Below are 23,729 nucleotides of genomic sequence, written 5' to 3'. Positions count from 1 at the left end.
CTGACGAGCATAAAAGGAGTTAATCATGGTTAGGCTAGAAAAAAACGATCCGTTGATGCTGGTGCGTCAGCTGCCCATTAAAACCGTTGCACTTATCCTTGCTGGCGGGCGCGGTACCCGACTGAAAGATTTGACCATTACCCGCGCGAAACCTGCCGTCCACTTTGGCGGTAAGTTCCGTATTATCGATTTTGCACTTTCTAACTGTATTAACTCCGGCATTCGTCGTATCGGGGTCATCACGCAGTACCAATCCCACACGCTGGTGCAGCATATCCAGCGCGGCTGGTCGTTCTTTAGCGAAGAGATGAACGAGTTTGTTGATCTGCTGCCTGCGCAGCAGCGCGTTCATGGGGAGAACTGGTATCGCGGCACCGCCGATGCTGTCACTCAGAACCTCGACATCATTCGCCGCTACAAAGCGGAATACATCGTGATTCTCGCAGGCGATCATATCTACAAGCAGGACTACTCGCGCATGCTTATCGATCATGTCGAAAAAGGGGCACGATGCACCGTTGCCTGCATGCCGGTGCCCGTTGAAGAGGCAAACGCCTTCGGCGTAATGGCAGTAGACGAGCACGATAAAATTATCGATTTCGTAGAAAAACCGGCGAATCCGCCGACCATGCCGGGAGACGCCAGCAAGTCACTTGCCAGCATGGGTATCTATGTCTTTGATGCAGATTACCTTTATGAGCTGCTGGAAAAGGATGACCAGAACGAAAACTCCAGCCACGATTTCGGTAAAGACATCATTCCGAAAATCACCGAGGCTGGCATGGCTTATGCACATCCTTTCCCGCTGTCCTGCGTACAGTCTGACCCCGACGCCGAGCCCTACTGGCGTGATGTGGGAACGCTGGAAGCGTACTGGAAAGCGAACCTCGATCTCGCGTCGGTCACGCCTGAGCTTGATATGTATGACCAGGACTGGCCTATCCGCACGCACATGGAATCGCTACCGCCAGCGAAGTTTGTGCAGGACCGCTCCGGTAGCCACGGGATGACGCTGAACTCGCTGGTGTCCGGTGGTTGCATCATTTCGGGATCGGTCGTGGTGCAGTCGGTGCTGTTCCCGCGTGTGCGGGTAAATTCATTCTGTAACATTGATTCGGCAGTCTTGTTACCAGACGTCTGGGTGGGGCGTTCATGCCGCCTGCGTCGCTGTGTAATTGACCGCGCCTGTGTCATTCCGGAAGGCATGGTCATTGGAGAGAACGCGGAAGAAGATGCCCGTCGCTTCTACCGCTCTGAGGAAGGCATCGTGCTGGTGACGCGCGATATGCTGCGCAAACTGCAGCACAAACAGGAGCGATAATGCAGGTTCTACACGTTTGTTCAGAGTTGTTCCCGCTGCTGAAAACCGGCGGGCTGGCAGATGTTCTGGGCGCATTACCGGCGGCGCAAATTGCCGATGGAGTGGATACCCGCGTGCTGTTGCCTGCATTTCCGGATATCCGACGTGGGATCCCGGATGCTCAGGTCGTGACGCGTCGCGATACCTTCGCCGGACGTATCACGCTGCTGTTTGGGCACTACAACGGCGTGGGGATCTACCTGATTGATGCCCCCCATCTGTACGAACGCCCGGGGAGCCCGTATCACGACACCAACCTCAATGCGTACACCGACAACGTGCTGCGCTTTGCGCTACTGGGTTGGGTTGGGTGCGAAATGGCCTGCGGGCTGGATCCGTTCTGGCGTCCTGATATCGTCCATGCCCACGACTGGCATGCCGGGCTTGCGCCCGCGTATCTCGCGGCGCGCGGCCACCCGGCGAAATCGGTGTTCACAGTGCATAACCTGGCCTATCAGGGACAGTTTTATGCCCATCACATGAATGACATCCAGCTGCCATGGGCGTTTTATAACATGCACGGGCTGGAGTTTAATGGCCAGATCTCCTTCCTCAAAGCCGGGTTGTACTACGCCGACCACATTACGGCGGTGAGCCCGACCTACGCGCGGGAGATAACTGAACCTGAATTTGCCTACGGGATGGAAGGGCTGCTGCGTCAGCGTCATCAGGAAGGGCGTCTTTCGGGCATTCTCAACGGGGTGGATGACACCATCTGGAACCCGGAAACCGACCTGCTGCTGAACTCGTGTTACACCCGGGATAGGCTGGAAGAGAAGGCCGAAAACAAACGGCAGTTGCAAATCGCCATGGGGCTTAAGGTTGACGATAAGGTGCCGCTGTTTGCGGTGGTTAGCCGTCTCACCAGTCAGAAAGGGCTGGATCTGGTGCTTGAAGCGCTGCCGGGGCTGCTGGAGCAGGGCGGGCAACTGGCGCTGCTGGGCGCGGGCGATCCGGTACTGCAGGAAGGATTTCTTGCGGCGGCGGCAGAGCATCCGGGCCAGGTGGGGGTACAGATTGGCTATCACGAAGCCTTCTCGCACCGCATCATGGGCGGCGCAGATATTATCCTTGTACCGAGCCGCTTCGAACCCTGCGGTCTGACGCAACTGTATGGCCTTAAATACGGCACGCTGCCGCTGGTGCGCCGCACCGGTGGGCTGGCGGATACCGTCTCTGATTGTTCGCTGGAAAACCTCGCCGATGGCGTCGCCAGCGGTTTTGTCTTTGAAGACAGCAACGCATGGTCGTTATTAAGAGCGGTGCGTCGTGCTTTCGTGCTCTGGTCGCGCCCGTCGCTGTGGCGTTATGTCCAGCGTCAGGCAATGAGCATGGACTTTAGTTGGCAGGTTGCGGCGCATGCTTACCGTGAACTGTATCAGCGCCTGATGTAATCACAGGAATCAAAGCTATGAATGAATCATTTAGCTATGCATCACCGACACTCAGCGTTGAGGCCCTGAAGCACTCAATTGCCTACAAGCTGATGTTTACCATCGGTAAAGATCCGGTGATTGCTAACAAGCATGAGTGGCTCAACGCCACCTTATTCGCCGTGCGCGACCGTCTGGTAGAGCGCTGGCTGCGCTCCAATCGTGCCCAGCTGTCGCAGGAAACGCGCCAGGTGTACTACCTGTCGATGGAGTTTCTGATTGGCCGCACCCTGTCCAATGCGCTGTTATCGCTTGGCATTTATGACGATGTAAAAAACGCCCTGGAAGGCATGGGGCTGGATCTCGAAGAGCTGATTGACGAAGAGAACGACCCAGGCCTTGGCAACGGCGGCCTTGGGCGACTCGCGGCCTGCTTCCTTGATTCGCTGGCGACCCTTGCTCTACCGGGACGAGGTTACGGCATTCGTTATGATTACGGCATGTTCAAACAGAACATCGTCGACGGGCGGCAAAAAGAGTCCCCGGATTACTGGCTGGAATACGGTAACCCCTGGGAGTTCAAGCGTCACAATACCCGCTACAAGGTACGCTTCGGCGGTCGTATTCAGCAGGAAGGTAAGAAAACGCGCTGGATTGAAACCGAAGAAATCCTGGCCGTGGCCTATGACCAGATTATTCCCGGCTACGATACCGATGCCACGAACACGCTGCGCCTGTGGAATGCCCAGGCGAGTAGCGAAATCAACCTGGGTAAATTCAATCAGGGGGATTACTTCGCGGCGGTGGAAGATAAAAACCACTCCGAGAACGTATCGCGCGTGCTCTATCCGGATGACTCGACCTATTCCGGGCGTGAGCTGCGTCTGCGTCAGGAGTACTTCCTGGTGTCCGCGACCATTCAGGATATCCTGAGCCGTCACTACCAGTTGCACAAAACCTATGCCAACCTGGCGGATAAAATTGCCATTCACCTCAACGACACGCACCCGGTGCTGTCGATTCCTGAGCTGATGCGCCTGCTGATCGACGAGCATAAGTTCAGCTGGGATGAGGCCTTTGAGGTGACCTGCCAGGTCTTCTCGTACACCAACCACACGCTGATGAGCGAAGCGCTGGAAACCTGGCCGCTGGATATGCTCGGCAAGATCCTGCCACGCCATCTGCAGATTATTTTCGAGATTAACGACTACTTCCTGAAAACCCTGCAGGAGCAGTATCCCAATGATACCGGTCTGCTGAACCGTGCTTCGCTGATTGACGAATCTAACGGTCGCCGGGTGCGGATGGCCTGGCTTGCGGTGGTGGTGAGCCACAAGGTCAACGGGGTGTCGGAACTGCACTCTAACCTGATGGTGCAGTCGCTGTTTGCCGACTTTGCCCGCATCTTCCCGATGCGCTTTACCAACGTGACCAACGGCGTGACGCCGCGCCGCTGGCTGGCGCTGGCGAATCCGCCGCTCTCCGAAGTGCTGGATGAAAACATTGGTCGCACCTGGCGCACCGATTTAAGCCAGCTCAGTGAACTTGAGCAACACGTCGATTTCCCGACGGTGAATAAAGCGGTTCGTGATGCCAAGCTGTTGAACAAAAAGCGTTTGTCGGTCTATCTTGCGATGCATCTCAATGTGGTCGCCAACCCGAAAGCGCTGTTCGATGTGCAAATTAAACGTATTCATGAATACAAACGCCAGCTGATGAACGTGCTGCACGTGATCACGCGCTATAACCGTATCAAAGCCGATCCTGGTGCCGACTGGGTGCCACGTGTGAATATCTTTGCCGGTAAAGCGGCCTCGGCCTATTACATGGCGAAGCACATCATTCATCTTATCAATGACGTAGCGAAGGTGGTGAATAACGACCCGCAGGTTGGCGATAAGCTGAAGATCGTGTTTATTCCGAACTACAGCGTGAGCCTCGCGCAGCTCATCATTCCGGCCGCCGATCTCTCTGAGCAGATTTCGCTCGCCGGGACAGAGGCCTCCGGGACCAGCAACATGAAGTTTGGCCTGAACGGTGCGCTGACTATCGGTACCCTCGATGGGGCTAACGTCGAGATGCTGGAGCACGTCGGTGCGGACAATATCTTTATCTTTGGCAACACGGCGGAAGAAGTTGAGGAACTGCGCAAGCAGGGCTATCAGCCGCGTGAGTACTATGAGCAGGATGAAGAGCTGCGTCAGGTGCTGACACAGATTGCTACCGGTCTGTTTAACCCCGAGGAGCCGAATCGCTATCGTGACCTGGTGGATTCGCTGATTAACTTTGGCGACCACTATCAGGTGCTGGCGGATTATCGTAGCTACGTGGATTGTCAGGATCGCGTGGATGAGCTGTATCGCCAGCCGGAGGAGTGGACGACGACGACGATGCGTAATATCGCCGGGATGGGTTATTTCTCGTCAGACAGAACCATTCAGGAGTATGCGAAGCACATCTGGCATATCGATCCGGTGCGGTTGTAAAAAAATGCCCGGTGGCGATCCTGCTCGCTCACCGGGCGTTCGTTATATCATGATGCCAGCGACAATTTACCCTTTCCCACCTGCTGGGTCAGCCACTGGGCGACGCGGGACTGCTGTTCTGCGTTCAGCCACATGCCGAGTTTAGTACGACGCCACAGCGCATCGTCCATACGGCGAACCCATTCGTGTTCAACCAGATAACGCAGCTCGGCCTCATACAGTTCGTGGCCGAAATCCTCGCCTAAATCTTCAATGGAGCTGGCGTTACCCAGTACCCATTCGCTGTTGCTGCCGTAGGTGCGGGCATAGTGACGTGCCAGCGATTCGCTGATGAACGGGTAACGACGACGCAGCTTCGCCGCGTAATCATCGCGATCGCCGTCGATCTCCCCACCCGGCAGTACTGCCGTTTTAGTCCACGCCGGGCCGATACCTTTATAGTAAGGCGTCAGTTTTTCCAGCGCGTGCTCCGCGAGTTTACGGTAGGTGGTGAGCTTGCCGCCGAATACCGACAGCAGCGGCGCCTGGCCGTTGTCATCGTGAATATCCAGGGTGTAATCACGGGTGATGGCCTGCGGTGAATCCGATTCGTCATCGCACAACGGACGCACGCCGGAGTATGTCCAGACGATATCGTTGCGGGCGAGCTGTTTCTTAAAGTGAGCGTTGTACACCTTCAACAGGTAGTTGATCTCGCTTTCATCGATCTCAACGTTTTTCGGGTCACCCTTGTACTCAACATCGGTAGTCCCGATGATGGAGAACTCATCCATCCACGGGATCACGAACACAATGCGTTTATCTTCGTTCTGCAGGATGTAGGCCTGTTTTTGCGTATGCACGCGCGGCACCACAATGTGGCTGCCTTTGATCAGGCGGATCCCATACGGTGACGGCAGATGCATGCCATCATCAAAGAACTGTTTCACCCACGGGCCGGTGGCGTTAACCAGGCCGCGTGCCTGCCAGGTGTATTTCTTGCCGGTATCGATATCTTCGGCTTCGACTACCCACATACCGTTTTCGCGTTTTGCAGACGTTGCGCGGGTGCGGGTCATGACTTCACCGCCCTTACGCGTCACCATCTGCGCATTGGCGAGTACCAGGCGGGCATCGTCAACCCAGCAGTCGGAATATTCGAATCCGCGCACGATTTCCGGCTTCAGTACGGACTCTGCGCCAAAACGCAAACCGTTAGAGCTCGGCAGGCTGGTGCGTTTGCCGAGGTGATCGTACAGGAAAAGACCAGTGCGAATCATCCACGCCGGGCGCAGGTGCGGGCGGTGTGGCAGACGAAAACGCATCGGGAACGCGATGTGCGGGGCCATTTTCAGCAGCACTTCACGCTCGGCCAGCGCCTCGCTCACCAGGCGGAATTCGTAGTGTTCAAGGTAACGCAGACCACCGTGGATCAGTTTAGAGCTGGCGCTCGACGTTGCGCAGGCTAAATCCTGGGCTTCCAGCATCAGCACGGACAAACCACGCCCTGCGGCATCCGCCGCGATGCCGGCACCGTTGATGCCTCCACCTATCACAATCAGATCTTTGGTTTCCATGCTGCTACCTCGTGGACTTTCGTTATAGCTCAAAAATGTTCGATATCGCTCATCATAGCAAACGATCGCGCTTTTGGTAACATCAAAAAAACAATTTGGAGTGATGTGTATAACAAATTAGTATTTCTCTGCCGTTTTGCTGTAATGCAGACGGTAGAATCTGTCTATCCGTAATAAATGAAGAGAACCCCATGGATCAGTTTGAATGTATTAACGTAGAAGAAGCCCATCAGAAGCTGCAGCAGGGCACGGCGGTGATGGTCGATATTCGCGACCCGCAGAGCTATGCCATGGGCCATACCCCGCAGGCGTTTCACCTGACGAACGACACGCTGGGCGCGTTTATGCGTGATAACGATTTTGAGACCCCGGTGATGGTGATGTGCTATCACGGCAACAGCAGCAAAGGTGCTGCTCAGTATCTGCTGCAGCAGGGCTATGACGCGGTATACAGCGTCGACGGTGGATTCGATGCCTGGCACCGCCACTTTCCTTCGGAAGTGGCACACGGTGCCTGAGAAGGTATATACCCGTCATACTTCAAGCTGCAGATGCGCTGGCTTTCCTCACTCACCCCAGTCACTTACTTGAGTAAGCTCCTGGGGATTTGCTGCGTCGCCGCCTTCCTGCAACTCGAATTATTTAGGGTATACTGTCCCCTTTTGTGTGGAATAAGCGACCTTCCGTATGTTGATGATCACCTCTTTTACTAACCCGCGCGTTGCCCAGGCGTTTGTGGACTATATGGCAACGCAGGGTATTATTTTGACTATTCAGCAACATACGCAGAGTGATGTCTGGCTGGCAGATGAAAGTCAGGCGGACAGAGTCCACAAAGAGCTGGCGTTGTTTCTGGAAAACCCGGCCGATCCGCGCTATCTGGCGGCAAGCTGGGAATCCGGGCACACCAACAGCGGTCTGCAATATCGTCGTTTCCCGTTTCTCGCCACCCTGAAGGGCAATGCCGGGCCGTTTACGCTGCTCATCGCCGCGCTGTGTATTGTGGTGTTTATCATCATGAATATTGTCGGCGATCAGCCAGTGATGCTGCTGCTGGCGTGGCCTTACGATCCATCGCTTAAGTTTGAACTGTGGCGCTACTTCACCCACGCCTTCATGCATTTCTCGCTAATGCATATCCTCTTCAACCTGCTATGGTGGTGGTACCTTGGCGGAGCCGTGGAAAAGCGCCTGGGCAGCGGCAAGCTGATTGTCATTACGGTAATTAGCGCACTGTTGAGCGGCTTTATTCAGCACAAATTCGGTGGCCCGTGGTTCGGTGGACTTTCCGGCGTGGTGTACGCGCTGATGGGCTACGTCTGGCTGCGCGGTGAGCGCGATCCAGAGAGCGGTGTGCACCTGCAGCGCGGGCTTATTCTCTTCTCGCTCGTCTGGCTGGTGGCCGGGTGGTTTGATCTTTTCGGCATGTCGATTGCGAACGGTGCGCACGTCGCCGGGTTGGTGGTGGGCCTCGCGATGGCGTTTGCTGATACGCAGAATGTGCGAAAACGAACATAATTTTTCAGGGATAATCCATGAAGCAGACACAACGTCATGACGCGATCATCGAGCTGGTAAAAAAACAGGGTTACGTCAGCACCGAAGAGTTAGTGGAGCAGTTTGCCGTCAGTCCGCAGACGATCCGTCGCGATTTAAACGATCTCGCCGATCAGAAGATGATTCTGCGCCATCACGGCGGTGCCGCGCTGCCTTCAAGCTCGGTGAACACCTCGTGGCACGATCGTAAAGCCACGCAGACCGCCGAGAAAGAGCGTATCGCCCGCAAAGTGGCGAGCGATATTCCCAACGGTGCGACGTTGTTTATTGATATCGGCACCACGCCGGAAGCCGTGGCGCATGCGCTGCTCGACCACAGCGATCTGCGGATTGTGACCAACAACCTGAACGTGGCGAATACGCTGATGCAGAAAGATGATTTCCGCATCATCCTCGCGGGCGGTGAACTGCGCAGCCGCGACGGCGGGATCATCGGCGAAGCCACTCTCGACTTCATCTCTCAGTTCCGCCTCGACTACGGCATTCTCGGCATCAGCGGTATCGACACCGACGGTTCATTGCTGGAGTTTGATTATCATGAAGTCCGCACCAAGCGCGCGATCATTGAGAACTCGCGTCACGTGATGCTGGTGGTGGATCACTCAAAGTTTGGTCGTAACGCGATGGTGAACATGGGCAGCATCAGTATGGTGAACGCGGTATACACCGACACCATGCCGCCTTCTGGCGTGCTGCAGGTGATTGCGGATAATAAAATTCAGCTGGAGCTGTGCTGAGGAAAGGAATTACACCCCGTACCCCATCATCTTCAACAGCTTTTGCGCGTGCTGCACCGCGTCCTGCCGGTGCGCCACGCCAAGCTTCTGATACAGATTGCGAATGTGCGTTTTAATCGTCGTCGCCGCCACGTCGAGCTCACCGGCAATCTGCTCATTGCTGTAGCCAGAATAGATTAATCCCAGTACCTGCCATTCACGCTGGGTCAGCGGACTCGTGCGGATAAGCTCTGGTACCTGCGGGTGGTTGAGCAGGCGCTCAACAAACCCTTCGTCGAAGTGGGCGAACTTGTGGCGGTGATGCTGGTTGATATCACGCAGAATACGCTGGGCGCGGTGCTGCTCAAGTTCAGGCAATGTGTTGAGCTGGATAAGCTGGCGCAGCTGCTGCGCCATCGCTTCCCCTTCAATCACAAAGTGGCTGATGAACCCGGTGCGGTTAGCGAGCGTCAGCGCTTCCATCAATACGCGCTGGGCGTCAGCTTTGCGTCCGGCCAGCCAGTAGAGCTGGTTTAACAGCAGCAGGTTGCGGTTGAGATCGCTCATCAGGCGCAGCGTGCGCGCGTTTTCGTTTAATTCTTCAAGCACCATCTCTGCCGGGTCATACTCGCCCAGCAGGATCTGCGCCCTGGCAATGTTGCGCCACTGGCTTTGCAGGAAATGGTTGTTGGCAAACGCCGGTTTCGGGGTATGGCGCAGCCAGTGGGTAGCGGACTTTTTATCGTTGGTCATCTGCCAGTAGATAACCCGCACCTTATCGGCGTTAGAGACCCAGTCGCTGTGGTACTGACCGTTGCCGAGCAGGTTCTCCAGACGGTTCAGATGGCTGCGGGCGTTATCGAGATTGCCGCGCGCGAGCGAGGACTGCACCAGCAGTGCCAGACACTGTAGCTGCTGCTGAGGCTGGTAGGCCGCCAGCACGTTCATCCCGCTGCGGGCCACGGATTCAGATTCATCGAGCCGTGCCCATGCCCACAGCAGCTGCGCACGGATGCGTAGCAGGAACTCATGCATTGGTAGCTGTTCGAGGTGCTGATCGCGGATAAGCTGGAACGCTTTCTCCTGGGATTCCCAGGCCGCCTGTAAAAAGCCCTGCGCAAACAGAATTTCACTCTGCTGGATGAGGCTCCATAGCGCATAGTGCCAGACCTCATAGCGGCGGGCCATCTGCTCGGTCTGCTGCATGACCGCCAGCGATTTACTCAACTGGCCCTTGCAGTGCAGGACTTCACCATGCACCGATGTCGCGACGATACGGCTGTAGTAGCTGCCGAGCGGCAGTGCTTCCAGTGCGACCATCGCCAGGCGTTCCGCTTCTTCCTGATCGCCATCGTTGATAGCGACCTGAGCGCGCAGCGCGTTAAAGTCGGCATGCAGAATGTCATCTATTTCGACCTTCATCTCCTGCTCGGCGCGGGCCAGCAGGTTGTTGACTTCGCTATAGCGGTGCTGGCTCTGCATCAGCCAGGCCTGCAGCAGCACCAGGCGTGGGTTCTCCAGCAGGCTTTCCCACGGCAGGGCGGCCAGAGATTCTTCAAGCAGCGACAGCTCACTGTGGTTGAACAAACCCCAGGCATGGTTCAGGAGAATATCGCGCAGCATGGTGGCATCACCTGCCGCGAGCGCATGGTGGATGGCTTCGGTCGGGAAACCCTGTGCCATCCAGCTTTCGGCGGCGGCGCGGTGGATATCCGGCAGCTCGGTGGCAAGCTCCCACTGGCAGCGCTGGCGCAGGAAGTTGCCAAACAACGGGTGATAGCAGAACCACTCGCCGGAGTCGTCCATACGCTGGAGGAACAACCCCTGGCGCTCAATCTCCTCGAGGCGCATCTGGCCGTTCTCTTCGCCGGTGACGCGGACGATCAGCGCATCGTTCATCGAGCGCAGCACGGCGCTTTTCAGCAGGAAGTGGCGGGTGGCGGTATCGACGTTATCCAGCACCTCGTCCACCAGATAGTCAGACAGATGGCTGGCGTTAATCCCCGCCAGGCGGCGCGCCGAGTCGTGGGCGGCGCTGTTATTTTGTCGGGCAGAAAGGGCAATCAGCTGTAGTGCGGTTGCCCATCCGGCAACGTCATCACACAGGCGACTGGTCTCTGCCGCTTCAATGGGGGAGGTGAGCCGGCAATCGAAAAACTGTTTGGCTTCATGGTGGGTAAAGGCGAGCTGCTGGCTGCCGATTTCCAGCAGCTGATCCCGAACCCGCAGGTTAGCGATGCCGAGCTGCGGCAGGTTGCGCGACAGCACCACCAGCGTCATGTTCTCTGGCTGATGGCGCAGGAAAAAGCGCATCGCATCGTGGATAACCGGGTTAGCAATCAGATGGTAATCGTCAATGACGAGGAATAACGGTCGGTCCCACTCCGCCAGTTCAATAAACAGCTGGGCAAACAGTGAGGTCAGGCTCGCGTACTGGCGCTTTTGCACCATCATTTCGCTGGCAGGACAGCGTCCACCGGTTGCTTGCTGAACGGCGGCAATTAAATAGCTCGCGAAGCGCTCCTGCTGGTTATCCCCCTCATCTAATGAGAACCAGCCAATGTCACGTTTACCCGCGGCCCACTGCGAAACGAGCGTCGTTTTACCGTAGCCCGCCGGGCTTGTGACCAGCGCAAGACGATAGTTGTTCGCGCCGGAAAGTTTCGCCAACAGCCGCTCCCGCACTACCGTGTGGTCAAGGCGAACCGGACGACTTAGTTTTGACGGAATTAACATAGTTAGCACTTCACTGTGACGTAAATAAGAAGGGGATTTTTTTTGCGCTTCGTAATTAATGGCTACACGTTCGGACATTGCAGAATATATTGCAAGTTATGTCTGAGTTTGATGTTTGTGAATTTGCTGTGTGTCACAAATCTTAAACAGATTTGAAAAAAGTCACTGAAACCGGTAACAGTGCTTGCTGCGCCTGGGTTAAGCGGGCGGTCGAGACGCGAATGTGCAGAGTATTTAATCTCCTGTGTTTTATTCCGGGTATCGGGTAAAGACATAACAAACGCAGGGGAAATAAGTCATGTATCGTAGTGATTAACTGGAATGTATTATTTTATATAAGTAACCATTCCTCTGGTCATCTATTTTCCGACAAAACGGCATTTCATTTTTCTGACGTATTACGCGATTATCTTCAGAAGCTTCATCGGCACTTTTCATTGCGAAAAGTCAGCCTGTAAACCGAACAGATTTGCGATCTCCGGCTAACGTTAGAGTGGCAGCGGTCACACTTTTTGCTCATCCCTGCTACTCCTCCCTGTCTAATCCCTGCCGGGATGAGGACGCTCTCACGGGAGCCGGGCACACTAGTGCCAATGTATCTTACAAGGACCAGGATTCAGTTATGTCTCAGCCTTCCTTCAATCAAGCTCAATTTCAGGCTGCTCTGACCCGTCAGTGGCAGCGTTTTGGTTTACAGGCCGCCAGCGAAATGACCCGGCATCAGTGGTGGCAGGCGGTCAGCGGCGCTCTGGCGGAGCTGCTGGCAGCGCAGCCGGTGGCGAAACCCGTAAAAGGGCAGCGCCACGTAAACTACATTTCGATGGAGTTTCTCATCGGTCGCCTGACCGGCAACAATCTGCTCAACATGGGCTGGTATCAGGGCGTTAGCGACGAACTCCGCGCGTTCGACATCAACCTCAGCGACCTGCTGGAAGAAGAGACCGACCCGGGGTTGGGCAACGGAGGCCTGGGGCGTCTGGCAGCCTGCTTCCTGGACTCGATGGCAACCGTCGGGCAGTCCGCGACCGGCTACGGCCTGAACTACCAGTATGGCCTGTTCCGTCAGTCCTTTGTCGAAGGTCACCAGATGGAAGCGCCTGACGACTGGCATCGGGGCAGCTACCCGTGGTTCCGCCACAATGCGGCGCAGGATGTTCAGGTGGGTATCGGCGGTAAAGTGGTGAAGGGCCACTGGAAACCTGAATTTATCCTGACGGGAGAAGCCTGGGATCTGCCGGTGCTGGGCTATCGTAACGGCATCGCACAGCCGCTGCGCCTGTGGCAGGCTAAACACGCGCATCCGTTTGACCTGACTAAATTTAACGACGGGGATTTCCTGCGCGCCGAGAAGCAGGGCATTGAGGCGGAAAAACTGACCAAAGTGCTCTACCCGAACGACAACCATCAGGCCGGGAAGAAGCTGCGCCTGATGCAGCAGTACTTCCAGTGTGCCTGTTCGGTTGCCGATATTCTGCGTCGTCATCACCTGGCGGGCCGCAAGCTGAGCGAGCTGGCTCAGTTTGAGGTGATTCAGCTGAACGATACGCACCCAACGATTGCCATCCCGGAGATGCTGCGCGTGCTGCTGGACGAGCATCAGCTAAGCTGGGACGACGCGTGGGCTATCACCAGTAAAACCTTCGCCTACACCAACCACACCCTGATGCCGGAAGCACTGGAGTGCTGGGATGAAAAACTGGTGAAAGCACTGCTGCCGCGTCATATGCAGATTATCAACGATATCAACTATCGCTTTAAAGCGCTGGTCGAGAAGACCTGGCCTGGCAACAAAGCGGTATGGGCAAAACTGGCGGTCGTACACGATAAACAGGTGCGCATGGCGAATTTGTGCGTGGTGGGCGGTTTTGCGGTCAACGGTGTGGCGGCGTTGCACTCGGATCTGGTGGTGAAGGACCTGTTCCCGGAATATCACCAGTTGTGGCCAAACAAGTTCCACAACGTCACTAACGGCATCACACCACGCCGCTGGATCAAACAGTGCAACCCGGAACTGGCTTCGCTGCTGGATAAAACGCTGAAAAAAGAGTGGGCTAACCATCTCGATGTGCTGATTGGGCTGGAGAAATACGCCGATGATGCAAAATTCCGTAAGCAGTACCGCGAGATTAAGCAGGCAAACAAAGTACGGCTGGCCGAGTTCGTGAAGCTGCGTACCGGAATTGAGATCAACCCGCAGGCGATTTTTGACGTGCAGATCAAACGTCTGCACGAGTACAAACGTCAGCACCTGAATCTGTTGCACATTCTGGCGCTGTACAAAGAGATTCGTGAGAACCCGAAAGCCGATCGTGTGCCGCGCGTGTTCCTGTTCGGCGCGAAGGCGGCTCCGGGTTACTACCTGGCGAAGAATATTATTTATGCCATCAACAAAGTGGCAGAAACCATCAACAATGACCCGAAAGTGGGCGATAAGTTGAAAGTGGTGTTCCTGCCGGATTACTGCGTATCGGCGGCAGAAATGCTGATCCCGGCGGCGGATGTCTCAGAGCAGATCTCCACGGCGGGTAAAGAAGCCTCCGGCACCGGTAACATGAAGCTGGCGCTGAACGGCGCGCTGACGGTCGGTACCCTCGACGGCGCGAACGTGGAGATCGCCGAGCAGGTAGGTGAAGAGAATATCTTTATCTTTGGCCACACGGTGGAAGAGGTGAAAGCGCTGAAGGCGAAGGGCTACGATCCGCTGAAATGGCGTAAGAAAGACAAGCTGCTGGACGCGGTGCTGAAGGAGCTTGAAAGCGGTATTTACTGCGACGGTGACAAGCACGCCTTCGACCAGATGCTGCACAGTATGGGCAAACAGGGCGGCGACCCGTACCTGGTGCTGGCCGATTTTGAAGCCTACGTTGAAGCGCAAAAACAGGTGGATGTGCTCTACCGTGACCAGGAAGCCTGGACGCGTGCTGCCATCCTCAACACCGCGCGCTGCGGTATGTTCAGCTCCGATCGCTCGATTCGTGATTATCAGCAACGCATCTGGCAGGCAAAACGCTAAGGACAGGCCTATGGAGAATAAACGCCTTGATAATGCCGCGCTGGCGGCGGGTATCAGCCCCAGCTATATCAATGCGCATGGTAAACCGCAGTCTATCGGCGCCGAGACCAAACGGCGCCTGCTCGACGCAATGCACCACACGACTGCCGCGTCTGCGGCAGTCACCCCGGTGCCTCGTGTGCAGGTTTTTACCCATGGTAAAAAAGCGACGCTGCCCGTTTCCGGGAGCGGTGAGTATGACTGGCTGTTGACCACCGAAGAGGGAAAACAGTATCAGGGGCGGGCGGTGAGCGGAAAACCGCTGGCGCTGCCCGCGCGCCTGCCGGAGGGGTATCACACCCTGACGCTGCTGCAGGATGACAGCCGCTGGCACTGCCGGGTGATTATCGCCCCGGAGCGCTGCTATGAACCCGAAGCGCTGAAAACCGGTAAGAAACTGTGGGGCACCTGCGTGCAGCTCTACACCCTGCGCTCGGAACAAAACTGGGGGATTGGCGATTTCGGTGACTTGCAAAAGATGTTGCCGGAAATTGCCCGTCGCGGCGGGTCGTTTATCGGCCTGAACCCGATTCATGCCCTGTACCCGGCGAACCCGGAGAGCGCGAGCCCGTACAGCCCTTCCTCCCGCCGTTGGCTGAACGTCGTTTATATCGATGTTTCTGCCGTGGAGGATTTCAGGCAGAGCAAAGCGGCGCAGGCGTGGTGGAAGCAGCCGGCGACGCAGAAGAAGCTGAAGGCCGCGCGGGAAACGTCATGGGTGGATTACACCGCGGTGACTGAGCTTAAAATGACCGCGCTGCGCCTGGCGTGGGCGACCTTTTCTTTGCGTGATGACGAACAGATGGCCGCGTTCCGTCAGTTTGTTGGGCGCGAGGGGGAAAGCCTGTACTGGCAGGCGGCTTTCGATGCGCTGCACGCCGCTCAGGTGAAAGCGGATCCGCTGCGCTGGGGCTGGCCTGCCTGGCCGGAAAACCTGCGCGACACGCAAAGCCCGGCGGTGAAGCACTTCTGCCAGCAGCATGCTGATGAAGTGGATTTCTATCTGTGGCTGCAGTGGCTGGCTTATTGTCAGTTTGCCGCCTGCTGGGCGCAATGCCAGCAGCATGATATGCCGGTGGGCTTATATCGTGACCTGGCGGTAGGGGTGGCAGAAGGCGGCTCCGAGACCTGGTGCGATCGCGAGCTGTACTGCCTGAAAGCGTCCGTGGGTGCTCCGCCGGATATCCTTGGGCCGCTGGGGCAAAACTGGGGCCTGCCGCCGATGGATCCGCACATCATCGAAGCGCGGGCCTATGAGCCGTTTATTGAGCTTCTGCGGGCAAACATGCAGAACTGTGGTGCGCTACGCATCGATCACGTGATGTCGGTGCTGCGTCTGTGGTGGATCCCATACGGTGAAACTGCCGATCACGGGGCCTACGTGCAGTATCCGGTAGACAGTCTGCTGTCGATCCTTGCGCTGGAGAGTAAGCGTCATCGGTGCATGGTGATAGGCGAAGATCTTGGCACCGTGCCGGTCGAAATCGTCGGCAAATTGCGCAAGAGCGGCGTCTATTCCTACAAGGTGCTGTATTTCGAAAGCGACCATGAAAAGCGTTTCCGTGCGCCGAAGGGCTACCCGGAGCAGTCGATGGCAGTGGCGACCACCCACGACCTGCCGACGCTTCGCGGTTATTGGGAAAGCGGGGATCTGACGCTGGGCAAAGCGCTGGGGTTATATCCTGATGAAGTTATTCTGCGTGGTCTGTACCAGGACCGGGAGCGGGCAAAGCAGGGGCTGCTGAATGCGCTTCATCAATACGGCTGTCTGCCGCAGCGTGCCGGACACAAGGCTTCGCTGATGGCGATGACGCCGACGCTTAATCGCGGGATGCAGCGTTACATTGCCGACAGCAACAGCGCGCTGCTGGGACTGCAGCCGGAGGACTGGTTAGATATGGCGGAGCCGGTCAATATCCCCGGAACCAGCGATCAGTACAAAAACTGGCGGCGCAAGCTTTCGACCACCCTGGAGGCAATGTTTGCCGATGAACAGGTGAACAAGCTGATTAAGGATTTGGATAAGCGCAGAAAGGCGTTAACGAAGAAGCGTTGATGGCGTCGGGAACTGAAAGCAAGCCGGGTAAGCGCAACCGCTACCCGGCTTTTTTACATCAGATGGCCATATTCAGAAGCAGACATCCAACCAGACCGCAGACGGAGATAATAGTCTCCAGCATTGACCAGGACTTGATGGTCTCGCCGATGGTCAGGTTGAAGTACTCTTTGAACAGCCAGAAGCCTGGATCGTTCACGTGAGAGAAAATAACGCTACCAGAACCTACCGCGATAACCATCAGCTCCGGGCTCACGCCGGTGGTGGCAATCAGCGGGGCTACGATACCCCCTGCGGTAATTGCCGCGACGGTAGCAGAGCCCAGCGCGATACGCAGCACTGCCGCGATAGACCACGCCATCAGGATCGGGGAGATGTTGCTTTCGTGCATCATGGAGGCGATGTATTTATCCACGCCGCTGTCGACCAGCACCTGCTTGAACGCACCACCACCGCCGATAATCAGCAGCATCATGGCAATGATTTTGATGGATGAGGTCAGCGTTTCGTTAATCTGATCCATGGAGCGACCGCGGTTCAGACCGAAGGTGAAGAGCGCAATCAGTACCGCAATCAGGGTTGCCATCACCGGGTCACCGAGGAATTCGGCAACGGACAGAAACGCGTGACCTTTCGGCAATACCATCTCTGCGACAGCACGCATCGCCATCAGCACGACCGGCACCAGAGAGGTCCAGACGCTGACGCCAAAACTCGGCATTTCTGCTTCGGTGAAGGTTTTCGCGCTGTACAGACCTTCCGGGATTGGCTTATCGATGCCTTTCAGGCAGCGGGCAAACACTGGGCCGGCGAGGATAACGGTCGGGATCGCCAGGATGGTACCGAACAGCAGCGTTTTACCCATGTCGGCGTGGAAGATGGTGGCGATAGCGGTCGGGCCCGGGTGCGGCGGCAGGAAGCCGTGGGTGACGGACAGCGCCGCAGCCATCGGTACGCCCACAAACAGCAGAGGAATGTTCGCCGCAGCCGCAATGGTGAACACCAGCGGTAGCATCAGTACAAAGCCCACTTCGTAGAACAGCGCGAAGCCGACGGTGAAACCGGTCAGGACTACGGCCCACTGAATGTGTTTTTTACCAAACTTGTCGATAAGCGTGGTGGCAATTCGCTGGGCACCGCCGCAGTCTGCCAGCATTTTGCCGAGCATCGCGCCGAAGCCCATGATCAGCGCGAGGCTGCCGAGCGTTCCGCCAACGCCTGCCTTGATGGAGCTAATAACTTTCACCAACGGCATGCCTTGCATCAGGCCGACGGCAAGCGCCACCAGCACCAGTGCGATAAATCCGTTCATCTTGAAACGGATCATCAGCAGCAATAATAAAGCGACCCCGATAGCTACGATAACTAATGGCATGATTTACCTGGCCTTTAATTTGTTATGGGTAACGTCATTGTTTCGATGACAACTTCCAATTGCCCCATGATGGGAACAGAGTTCTTCCGGCACTGAGTCAGATCCCTTTCTATCCTTTCAAGAATAGCTGGCTAATTTTTTTACAACAGTGCTTGATGCGGATGATACGGGTAACATGACGGGGTTGAGAATATCCCCAGCGATCAAAATGTGAATTCTGAGAGGCAGGTCATGTTATGGGGGAAGGGCACAGAAAAACCTGCCCGGTAATTGAGACATTACCGGGCAAATCGGGAGCGGGGGTAGGGCTTAGTAGTAGGAGTGCTCGCCGCGCTGGTGTTCGGTCAGGTCGCGAACGCCTTTCAGCTCCGGGAATTCGTTCAGCAGCTGCTTTTCGATCCCTTCTTTCAGCGTGACGTCGACCATGGAGCAACCGTTACAGCCGCCGCCAAACTGCAGAATTGCGTAGCCTTCGTCGGTGATTTCCATCAGGGAAACACGACCGCCGTGACCGGCTAACTGCGGGTTGATCTGCGACTGCAGCATGTACTCGACGCGTTCCATCAGCGGTGCGTCGTCGGAAACCTTACGCATTTTGGCGTTAGGGGCTTTCAGCGTCAGCTGTGAACCCAGCTGGTCTGTGACGAAATCAATTTCAGCATCTTCAAGATACGGCGCGCTCAGCTCGTCGACATATGCGGTCAGCAGATCAAATTTGAGGGCAGTGTCACTGGCTTCCACCGCATCCGGCGGGCAGTAAGATACGCCGCATTCAGCGTTAGGAGTGCCGGGATTAATCACAAATACGCGGATTTGTGTCCCTTCTTCCTGATTTGCCAGCAGTTTAGCAAAGTGCGCTTGTGCAGCATCGGAAATACGGATCATAGCGTTGGCCTAATAGTTGACTAATTTACCAGGATAATAATACGCCCCTCTGCAGGGGTCTACAAGGTACGACACAGGCACCATACCTCAACCTTCGCTGCGCCGTTTCGCAAAAGCAGGCGGGAAATCTCAGCGACAGTGCTGCCGGTTGTGACGACATCGTCCACCACAACGATATGGAGACCCCGCACGTCGAATTCAAGGTGAAAGGCATTCTTCAGGTTGTATTTGCGTAACCGCGCCGAAAGATGGTGCTGCACCGGTGTTGCCCGCGTCCGACGTAGTGCTCGCGCATACCACTGACAACCCAGCCAGCGTGAGAGCGCGGCGGCGAGTAAGTCGCTCTGGTTAAAACCGCGTCGCCACTGGCGTTTTTGCCACAGAGGAACGCTGATAATACCATCAGGCTGGCTGCCCTTAGCGTTTAACATCGCGCGCCACAGCAGCAGACGCGCGAGCGCATTTGCCAGTTCAGGCTTGCCGGAGGATTTGAACTGTTGAACCAGCTGGCTGAGCGGTGCGATGTAGTCGTTGACGGCCACCAGTTGCTGCCACGGAGGCGGTTTCTGCAGGCAGCGACCGCAGGGGAGCGTGGTGCTGGCTGAGGGAAGTCCGCATCGCGGGCAAAGCGGGTGCGGATACAGGAGCATACGGGCACAGCGTGAGCAGAATCCCCAGTGGGCGAGGGCAAGCGGTAATCGGCATAGCCAGCACAAGCTGTGGGCTGTTAGCATAGTTCACCTCGGCATATGTGAGTGAGAACAATAACTGATGAAAGAGATCTGGTGGCACACCGAAGGGGAAGGAAATTGCCATCTTGTGCTGCTGCACGGATGGGGACTGAATGCGCAGGTTTGGGATTGCATTACGCCGGAATTGCGCTCGCATTTCACCCTACACCTGGTCGATTTGCCCGGCTTTGGCCGCAGCAGCGGTTTTTCGGCGATGAGCCTGAGCGACATGGCGCAATGGGTACTGGCGCAGGCGCCGGAGAAAGCCATCTGGCTCGGCTGGAGTTTAGGTGGGCTGGTAGCAAGTCAGGTGGCGTTAACGCATCCTGAGCGGGTTCAGGCGCTGGTGACGGTGGCCTCTTCGCCGTGCTTTAGCGCACAGGGCGACTGGCCGGGAATTAAGCCCGAGGTGTTGAGCGGTTTTCAGCAGCAGCTGAGTCTTGATTTTCAGCGCACGGTAGAGCGCTTTCTGGCGCTGCAAACGATGGGAACAGAAAATGCCAGACAGGATGCGCGCAAGCTAAAAAGTGCGGTGCTGGCGCTGCCAATGCCGACAGAAGCGGTGTTGAATGGTGGTCTGGAAATCCTCAAAACGGTGGACCTGCGCGAACCGCTCAGTGGGTTGAAAATGCCCTTCCTGCGCCTCTATGGCCGCCTCGATGGCCTGGTGCCGCGCAAGATTATTCCACTGCTGGATGCGCAGTGGCCCGCCAGCCAATCGGTGGTCTTTGATAAGGCCGCGCATGCGCCGTTTATCTCCCACCCTGAGGCGTTCTGTGACGTATTACTGGATTTAAAACAAAACGTTGTCGGGAAAATTTAAGTACTGGAAAAAGTACAATTTTGCAGCAATACTCTTCATTGGTCGTTGTAAAGACTCGGTAGATGATAGCCGGACGGGCGACCACTAAAATAACAAACCATATGGAGAGTAAAGGCTATGAAATTTGTTACAGGCATTGTTGCAACTCTGGTTATTGGGTCGCTGTCTTTTGGTGCTTTCGCGGCAAAAGAGATTGAGAAAGACAAGCTTCCGGAAATGATCAAAAGCGAGAAACTGGTGAAAGTGGGCACTATCACCACTTCTGACACCACTGCGCCGATGGATGCGAAACGTGAGCTGTCCAAAAAAGCAGATGAGAAAGGTGGTCAGTACTATGTGATCATTGCCGCGGACAAAGGTGACAAATACGTTCACGCCAACGCTGATGTGTACAAGAAGCAATAATTACAAGAAGCGGGCCATCTGGCCCGCTTTTTCACGACGGTAGTTCCCACCATTCCCGCAGGCAGGCTTTGCCTTCCGGACAGCTTTTACAACTCCCCGATAAACACCCGTCAGGATCCTCCTGAATGCGCCGGGCTTTGCCCATCGCTTCCAGGCGGCTGAGCATGGCATCGATCATCGGCTGCGGGGTATTCAGGCGGGCGCTGAGCTGCTTAGCTTCCATACGTCCCTGTAATGCCAGCATGTCGCGAATTTCAATTAACGATGCCATAAATGCTCCTTAGTGACAGCTGCCTTCCGGGCTCTGACAACAGCTGTTGACCGTTTTGCGGGTCGCCAGCAGGTTGACGTCCACCCGGCTGCGGGCACGCCGCAGTCCGCCAATCACCACCACGTTAAACAGAATCACTGCCAGGATACACACCAGGCTGTAACGCGGGTGCTGGCTGAAGCTGCTGACCTGATAGAACAACGTCGACAGAGAGTAGGCAATGTTCAGCCCCCACAGCACTGAGAAGCCCATCCAGCCGCGGCTGGACTCGCGAGCAATCGCACCCATCACCGAAATGCACGGAATGTAGAGCAGCACGAAGATGAGGTAGCTGTACGCTGCCGCAGCACTGCCGAATTTGGTGCTCATGACCCCCATCGCGCCGGTGGCCATTTCACCGTCACCTTTGCTTGCTTCGATTGGGTTCGCCAGTACGCTCAGGCTGAAGGTGTTTTTCAGGCTCTGCCAGGTCTCTTCAACCGCGCCACCCAGCTCGTCGAGCAGGTTGAATTCGGCAGGGTTGAACTCTTCTTCCTGAATGTTCTCAGCGGTGTAGAGCGTGTTCAGCGTACCGACGACCACTTCTTTCGCCATGGCACCGGTAAACAGGCCTACGGTTGCCTGCCAGTTGTCTTCATGCACGCCAATCGGTTTAAAGACAGGGGTGATGACGCGGCTGACGGAGGCGAGAGCAGAGTCATTAATATTGTCCGCTGCTTTGCCGCTGAGGGTGAAGCTGTTCAGCGCACTCAGGAAAATACTGACGATGACAATAACTTTACCGGCACGGAGCACGAAGCCTTTCAGGCGCTGCCAGGTCTGGATAATCAGGCTTTTAAGATGCGGAACGTGGTACACCGGCAGTTCCATCACGAACGGAGAAGCCTCGCCGCGCATGATAGTGTATTTGAGCATCAGGCCAGTCAGGATGGCCATGACGATCCCCAGCACGTACAGCGAGAACACCGCCAGTGCGCCTTGCTGGCCGAAGAAGGCCGCAGCAAACACTGCAAAGATAGCCAGACGTGCACCGCAGGACATGAACGGCGCCATCATGATGGTCATCAGACGTTCACGCGGCGCATCCAGGGTACGCGCACCCATGACCGAGGGCACGTTACAGCCGAAGCCGACAATCAGCGGTACAAAGGATTTACCCGGCAGACCCAGCGACTGCATCAGACGGTCCATGACGAATGCCGCGCGCGCCATGTAGCCGGAATCCTCAAGGAAGGAGAGGAACAGGTACATCATGCCGATTTGCGGTACCAGCGGCAGCACGGTGTTGATACCACCGCCGAGGCCCTGAGCAAGGAAAATGGTCAACCAGTCCGGGAAGTGAAGCGTGGCGCCCAGCCACTGAATGCCGTGCACGAAAATGGCGACGGATCCGGCATCGAAAATCGGCTGCAGTGCGCCCCCGATGTTGATAGCCAGCAGGAACATCAGATACATCACAAACAGGAAAATCGGCAACCCGAGGAAACGGTTGAGGATGATTTTATCAACCGCAGTTGTGAAGCGGCTTGGCTCGGCGGTCAGGGTGTTGCTGACGCTGTCGCAGACGGCGGCAATGGTCTGATAGCGGGCGTCGGCAATGTGCAGTGCCGGATCGTCCATGGTGTCCTGCAGACGGGCGATTGCCGCAGGCAGTTTATCCGCAGCGGGGCCCGCGTAGGCCTGGCTGTAGATATCGCCTTCCAGCATCTGCAGACCCAACCAGCGGCGCTGTTGTTCCGGCATGCCGTGGTCCATGGCATCAGCTAATACCTGCGCTTCCTGTTTCAGCGGTTCGGCGTAATGCACCAGATCAATAGCCTGATTACCCTGATGGCGATCGATAGCCAGTTTCAGGGCTTCAATACCGCGACCACGGGTAGACACCAGCGGAACTACCGGGCAGCCGAGGCGGGCGGAGAGGGCATCAACGTCAATGCGGATCTGCTGCTTTTCAGCGATATCCAGCATATTCAGTGCCACGACGCAGGGGATGCCCAGCTCGAGCAATTGCAGCGTCAGGTAAAGGTTACGCTCCAGGTTTGAAGCATCCACCACGTTAATCAACAGATCGGCATCCCCGCTCAGGATGTAGTGACAGGCAATTTGTTCATCGAGCGAGGTTTGCGAGGAGATGGTGGTCAGCGAGTAAGTGCCTGGCAGGTCAACCAGCGTCACCTGATGGTCGGTGGTGCTGAAGGCGCCTTCTTTACGCTCGACGGTGACCCCTGCCCAGTTACCCACACGCTGACGTGCACCGGTTAACTGGTTAAATAACGTGGTCTTACCCGAATTTGGGTTACCAATTAAGCCAATGGTTAATTTTTTCATTCGTGAACTCGTTGTTCTG

The 23,729-nt window shown here is 56.2% G+C and carries 17 protein-coding genes; 10 read left to right on the top strand and 7 right to left on the bottom strand.

What is annotated here, in order from left to right:
- The first annotated feature begins 25 nt into the window (after positions 1-25).
- The 3 genes from glgC to glgP are packed head-to-tail and all read left to right on the top strand — an operon-like array spanning position 26 to position 5,219.
- Complete coding sequence (glgC, locus tag C7387_RS18435) at positions 26-1,321, top strand: glucose-1-phosphate adenylyltransferase (protein WP_006817585.1); 1,296 nt, start codon at positions 26-28, stop codon at positions 1,319-1,321.
- A complete protein-coding gene (glgA, locus tag C7387_RS18430) occupies positions 1,321-2,754 on the top strand; it encodes a glycogen synthase GlgA (protein ID WP_006817584.1) in 1,434 nt (477 codons plus the stop codon). The genes glgC and glgA overlap by 1 nt, the downstream gene beginning before the upstream one ends.
- A gap of 17 nt (positions 2,755-2,771) precedes the next feature.
- A complete protein-coding gene (glgP, locus tag C7387_RS18425; protein ID WP_006817583.1) occupies positions 2,772-5,219 on the top strand; it encodes a glycogen phosphorylase in 2,448 nt (815 codons plus the stop codon).
- Positions 5,220-5,266: 47 nt separating this feature from the next.
- On the opposite strand, the gene glpD is transcribed toward glgP, so the two are convergent.
- Positions 5,267-6,775: a glycerol-3-phosphate dehydrogenase gene (glpD, locus tag C7387_RS18420; RefSeq protein ID WP_006817582.1), complete on the bottom strand. Its 1,509-nt coding sequence runs from the start codon at positions 6,773-6,775 to the stop codon at positions 5,267-5,269.
- A gap of 191 nt (positions 6,776-6,966) precedes the next feature.
- Between glpD and glpE the strand changes: the two genes are divergently transcribed.
- The 3 genes from glpE to C7387_RS18405 all read left to right on the top strand — a co-directional run bounded on the left by glpE (position 6,967) and on the right by C7387_RS18405 (position 9,069).
- Positions 6,967-7,293 (top strand): thiosulfate sulfurtransferase GlpE, encoded by a 327-nt coding sequence (gene glpE / locus C7387_RS18415; RefSeq protein ID WP_120817241.1) that lies wholly within the window; start codon positions 6,967-6,969, stop codon positions 7,291-7,293.
- 169 nt (positions 7,294-7,462) lie between these two features.
- Positions 7,463-8,293, top strand: a complete 831-nt coding sequence (gene glpG, locus C7387_RS18410) for a rhomboid family intramembrane serine protease GlpG (RefSeq protein WP_120817240.1) — start codon at positions 7,463-7,465, stop codon at positions 8,291-8,293.
- Positions 8,294-8,310: 17 nt separating this feature from the next.
- Positions 8,311-9,069 (top strand): DeoR/GlpR family transcriptional regulator, encoded by a 759-nt coding sequence (locus C7387_RS18405; protein ID WP_006817579.1) that lies wholly within the window; start codon positions 8,311-8,313, stop codon positions 9,067-9,069.
- A 9-nt stretch (positions 9,070-9,078) separates the two neighbouring features.
- Here the strand turns inward: C7387_RS18405 and malT are convergent, their stop codons facing one another.
- On the bottom strand, positions 9,079-11,784 hold the full coding sequence (gene malT, locus C7387_RS18400) for an HTH-type transcriptional regulator MalT (RefSeq protein WP_120817334.1): 2,706 nt from the start codon (positions 11,782-11,784) through the stop codon (positions 9,079-9,081).
- Between the two features lie 622 nt (positions 11,785-12,406).
- Here malT and malP point away from each other — a divergent pair.
- Entirely contained in the window at positions 12,407-14,797 is a 2,391-nt protein-coding gene (gene malP, locus C7387_RS18395; RefSeq protein WP_120817239.1) for a maltodextrin phosphorylase, read from the top strand.
- A 10-nt stretch (positions 14,798-14,807) separates the two neighbouring features.
- Positions 14,808-16,892: a 4-alpha-glucanotransferase gene (gene malQ / locus C7387_RS18390; RefSeq protein WP_120817238.1), complete on the top strand. Its 2,085-nt coding sequence runs from the start codon at positions 14,808-14,810 to the stop codon at positions 16,890-16,892.
- A gap of 58 nt (positions 16,893-16,950) precedes the next feature.
- Here malQ and gntT read toward each other — a convergent pair whose 3' ends face one another.
- The 3 genes from gntT to gntX all read right to left on the bottom strand — a co-directional run bounded on the left by gntT (position 16,951) and on the right by gntX (position 19,886).
- Entirely contained in the window at positions 16,951-18,267 is a 1,317-nt protein-coding gene (gene gntT / locus C7387_RS18385) for a gluconate transporter (protein ID WP_006817573.1), read from the bottom strand.
- 309 nt (positions 18,268-18,576) lie between these two features.
- On the bottom strand, positions 18,577-19,152 hold the full coding sequence (nfuA, locus tag C7387_RS18380) for a Fe-S biogenesis protein NfuA (protein ID WP_006817572.1): 576 nt from the start codon (positions 19,150-19,152) through the stop codon (positions 18,577-18,579).
- A gap of 59 nt (positions 19,153-19,211) precedes the next feature.
- Positions 19,212-19,886 (bottom strand): DNA utilization protein GntX, encoded by a 675-nt coding sequence (gene gntX / locus C7387_RS18375; protein WP_038253877.1) that lies wholly within the window; start codon positions 19,884-19,886, stop codon positions 19,212-19,214.
- Between the two features lie 37 nt (positions 19,887-19,923).
- Between gntX and bioH the strand changes: the two genes are divergently transcribed.
- Both bioH and C7387_RS18365 read left to right on the top strand, forming a co-directional pair.
- A complete protein-coding gene (bioH, locus tag C7387_RS18370) occupies positions 19,924-20,706 on the top strand; it encodes a pimeloyl-ACP methyl ester esterase BioH (protein WP_038253879.1) in 783 nt (260 codons plus the stop codon).
- A 117-nt stretch (positions 20,707-20,823) separates the two neighbouring features.
- Complete coding sequence (locus C7387_RS18365; protein WP_006817569.1) at positions 20,824-21,111, top strand: YdgH/BhsA/McbA-like domain containing protein; 288 nt, start codon at positions 20,824-20,826, stop codon at positions 21,109-21,111.
- A gap of 31 nt (positions 21,112-21,142) precedes the next feature.
- Here the strand turns inward: C7387_RS18365 and feoC are convergent, their stop codons facing one another.
- Positions 21,143-21,382 (bottom strand): [Fe-S]-dependent transcriptional repressor FeoC, encoded by a 240-nt coding sequence (feoC, locus tag C7387_RS18360; protein ID WP_006817568.1) that lies wholly within the window; start codon positions 21,380-21,382, stop codon positions 21,143-21,145.
- 9 nt (positions 21,383-21,391) lie between these two features.
- Positions 21,392-23,710, bottom strand: a complete 2,319-nt coding sequence (gene feoB, locus C7387_RS18355) for a Fe(2+) transporter permease subunit FeoB (protein WP_038253885.1) — start codon at positions 23,708-23,710, stop codon at positions 21,392-21,394.
- Positions 23,711-23,729: the final 19 nt, after the last annotated feature.

This window comes from Yokenella regensburgei (genome assembly GCF_003634235.1).
GTDB lineage: Bacteria > Pseudomonadota > Gammaproteobacteria > Enterobacterales > Enterobacteriaceae > Yokenella > Yokenella regensburgei.
Note: the sequence above shows the minus strand (reverse complement) of the source record. Positions and strands in the feature narration are given on the sequence as shown.

Coding starts and splice junctions, on each gene's coding strand:
- glgC (WP_006817585.1), top strand. CDS start 26: ATGGTTAGGCTAGAAAAAAACGATCCGTTGATGCTGGTGCGTCAGCTG.
- glgA (WP_006817584.1), top strand. CDS start 1,321: ATGCAGGTTCTACACGTTTGTTCAGAGTTGTTCCCGCTGCTGAAAACC.
- glgP (WP_006817583.1), top strand. CDS start 2,772: ATGAATGAATCATTTAGCTATGCATCACCGACACTCAGCGTTGAGGCC.
- glpD (WP_006817582.1), bottom strand. CDS start 6,775: ATGGAAACCAAAGATCTGATTGTGATAGGTGGAGGCATCAACGGTGCC.
- glpE (WP_120817241.1), top strand. CDS start 6,967: ATGGATCAGTTTGAATGTATTAACGTAGAAGAAGCCCATCAGAAGCTG.
- glpG (WP_120817240.1), top strand. CDS start 7,463: ATGTTGATGATCACCTCTTTTACTAACCCGCGCGTTGCCCAGGCGTTT.
- C7387_RS18405 (WP_006817579.1), top strand. CDS start 8,311: ATGAAGCAGACACAACGTCATGACGCGATCATCGAGCTGGTAAAAAAA.
- malT (WP_120817334.1), bottom strand. CDS start 11,784: ATGTTAATTCCGTCAAAACTAAGTCGTCCGGTTCGCCTTGACCACACG.
- malP (WP_120817239.1), top strand. CDS start 12,407: ATGTCTCAGCCTTCCTTCAATCAAGCTCAATTTCAGGCTGCTCTGACC.
- malQ (WP_120817238.1), top strand. CDS start 14,808: ATGGAGAATAAACGCCTTGATAATGCCGCGCTGGCGGCGGGTATCAGC.
- gntT (WP_006817573.1), bottom strand. CDS start 18,267: ATGCCATTAGTTATCGTAGCTATCGGGGTCGCTTTATTATTGCTGCTG.
- nfuA (WP_006817572.1), bottom strand. CDS start 19,152: ATGATCCGTATTTCCGATGCTGCACAAGCGCACTTTGCTAAACTGCTG.
- gntX (WP_038253877.1), bottom strand. CDS start 19,886: ATGCTAACAGCCCACAGCTTGTGCTGGCTATGCCGATTACCGCTTGCC.
- bioH (WP_038253879.1), top strand. CDS start 19,924: ATGAAAGAGATCTGGTGGCACACCGAAGGGGAAGGAAATTGCCATCTT.
- C7387_RS18365 (WP_006817569.1), top strand. CDS start 20,824: ATGAAATTTGTTACAGGCATTGTTGCAACTCTGGTTATTGGGTCGCTG.
- feoC (WP_006817568.1), bottom strand. CDS start 21,382: ATGGCATCGTTAATTGAAATTCGCGACATGCTGGCATTACAGGGACGT.
- feoB (WP_038253885.1), bottom strand. CDS start 23,710: ATGAAAAAATTAACCATTGGCTTAATTGGTAACCCAAATTCGGGTAAG.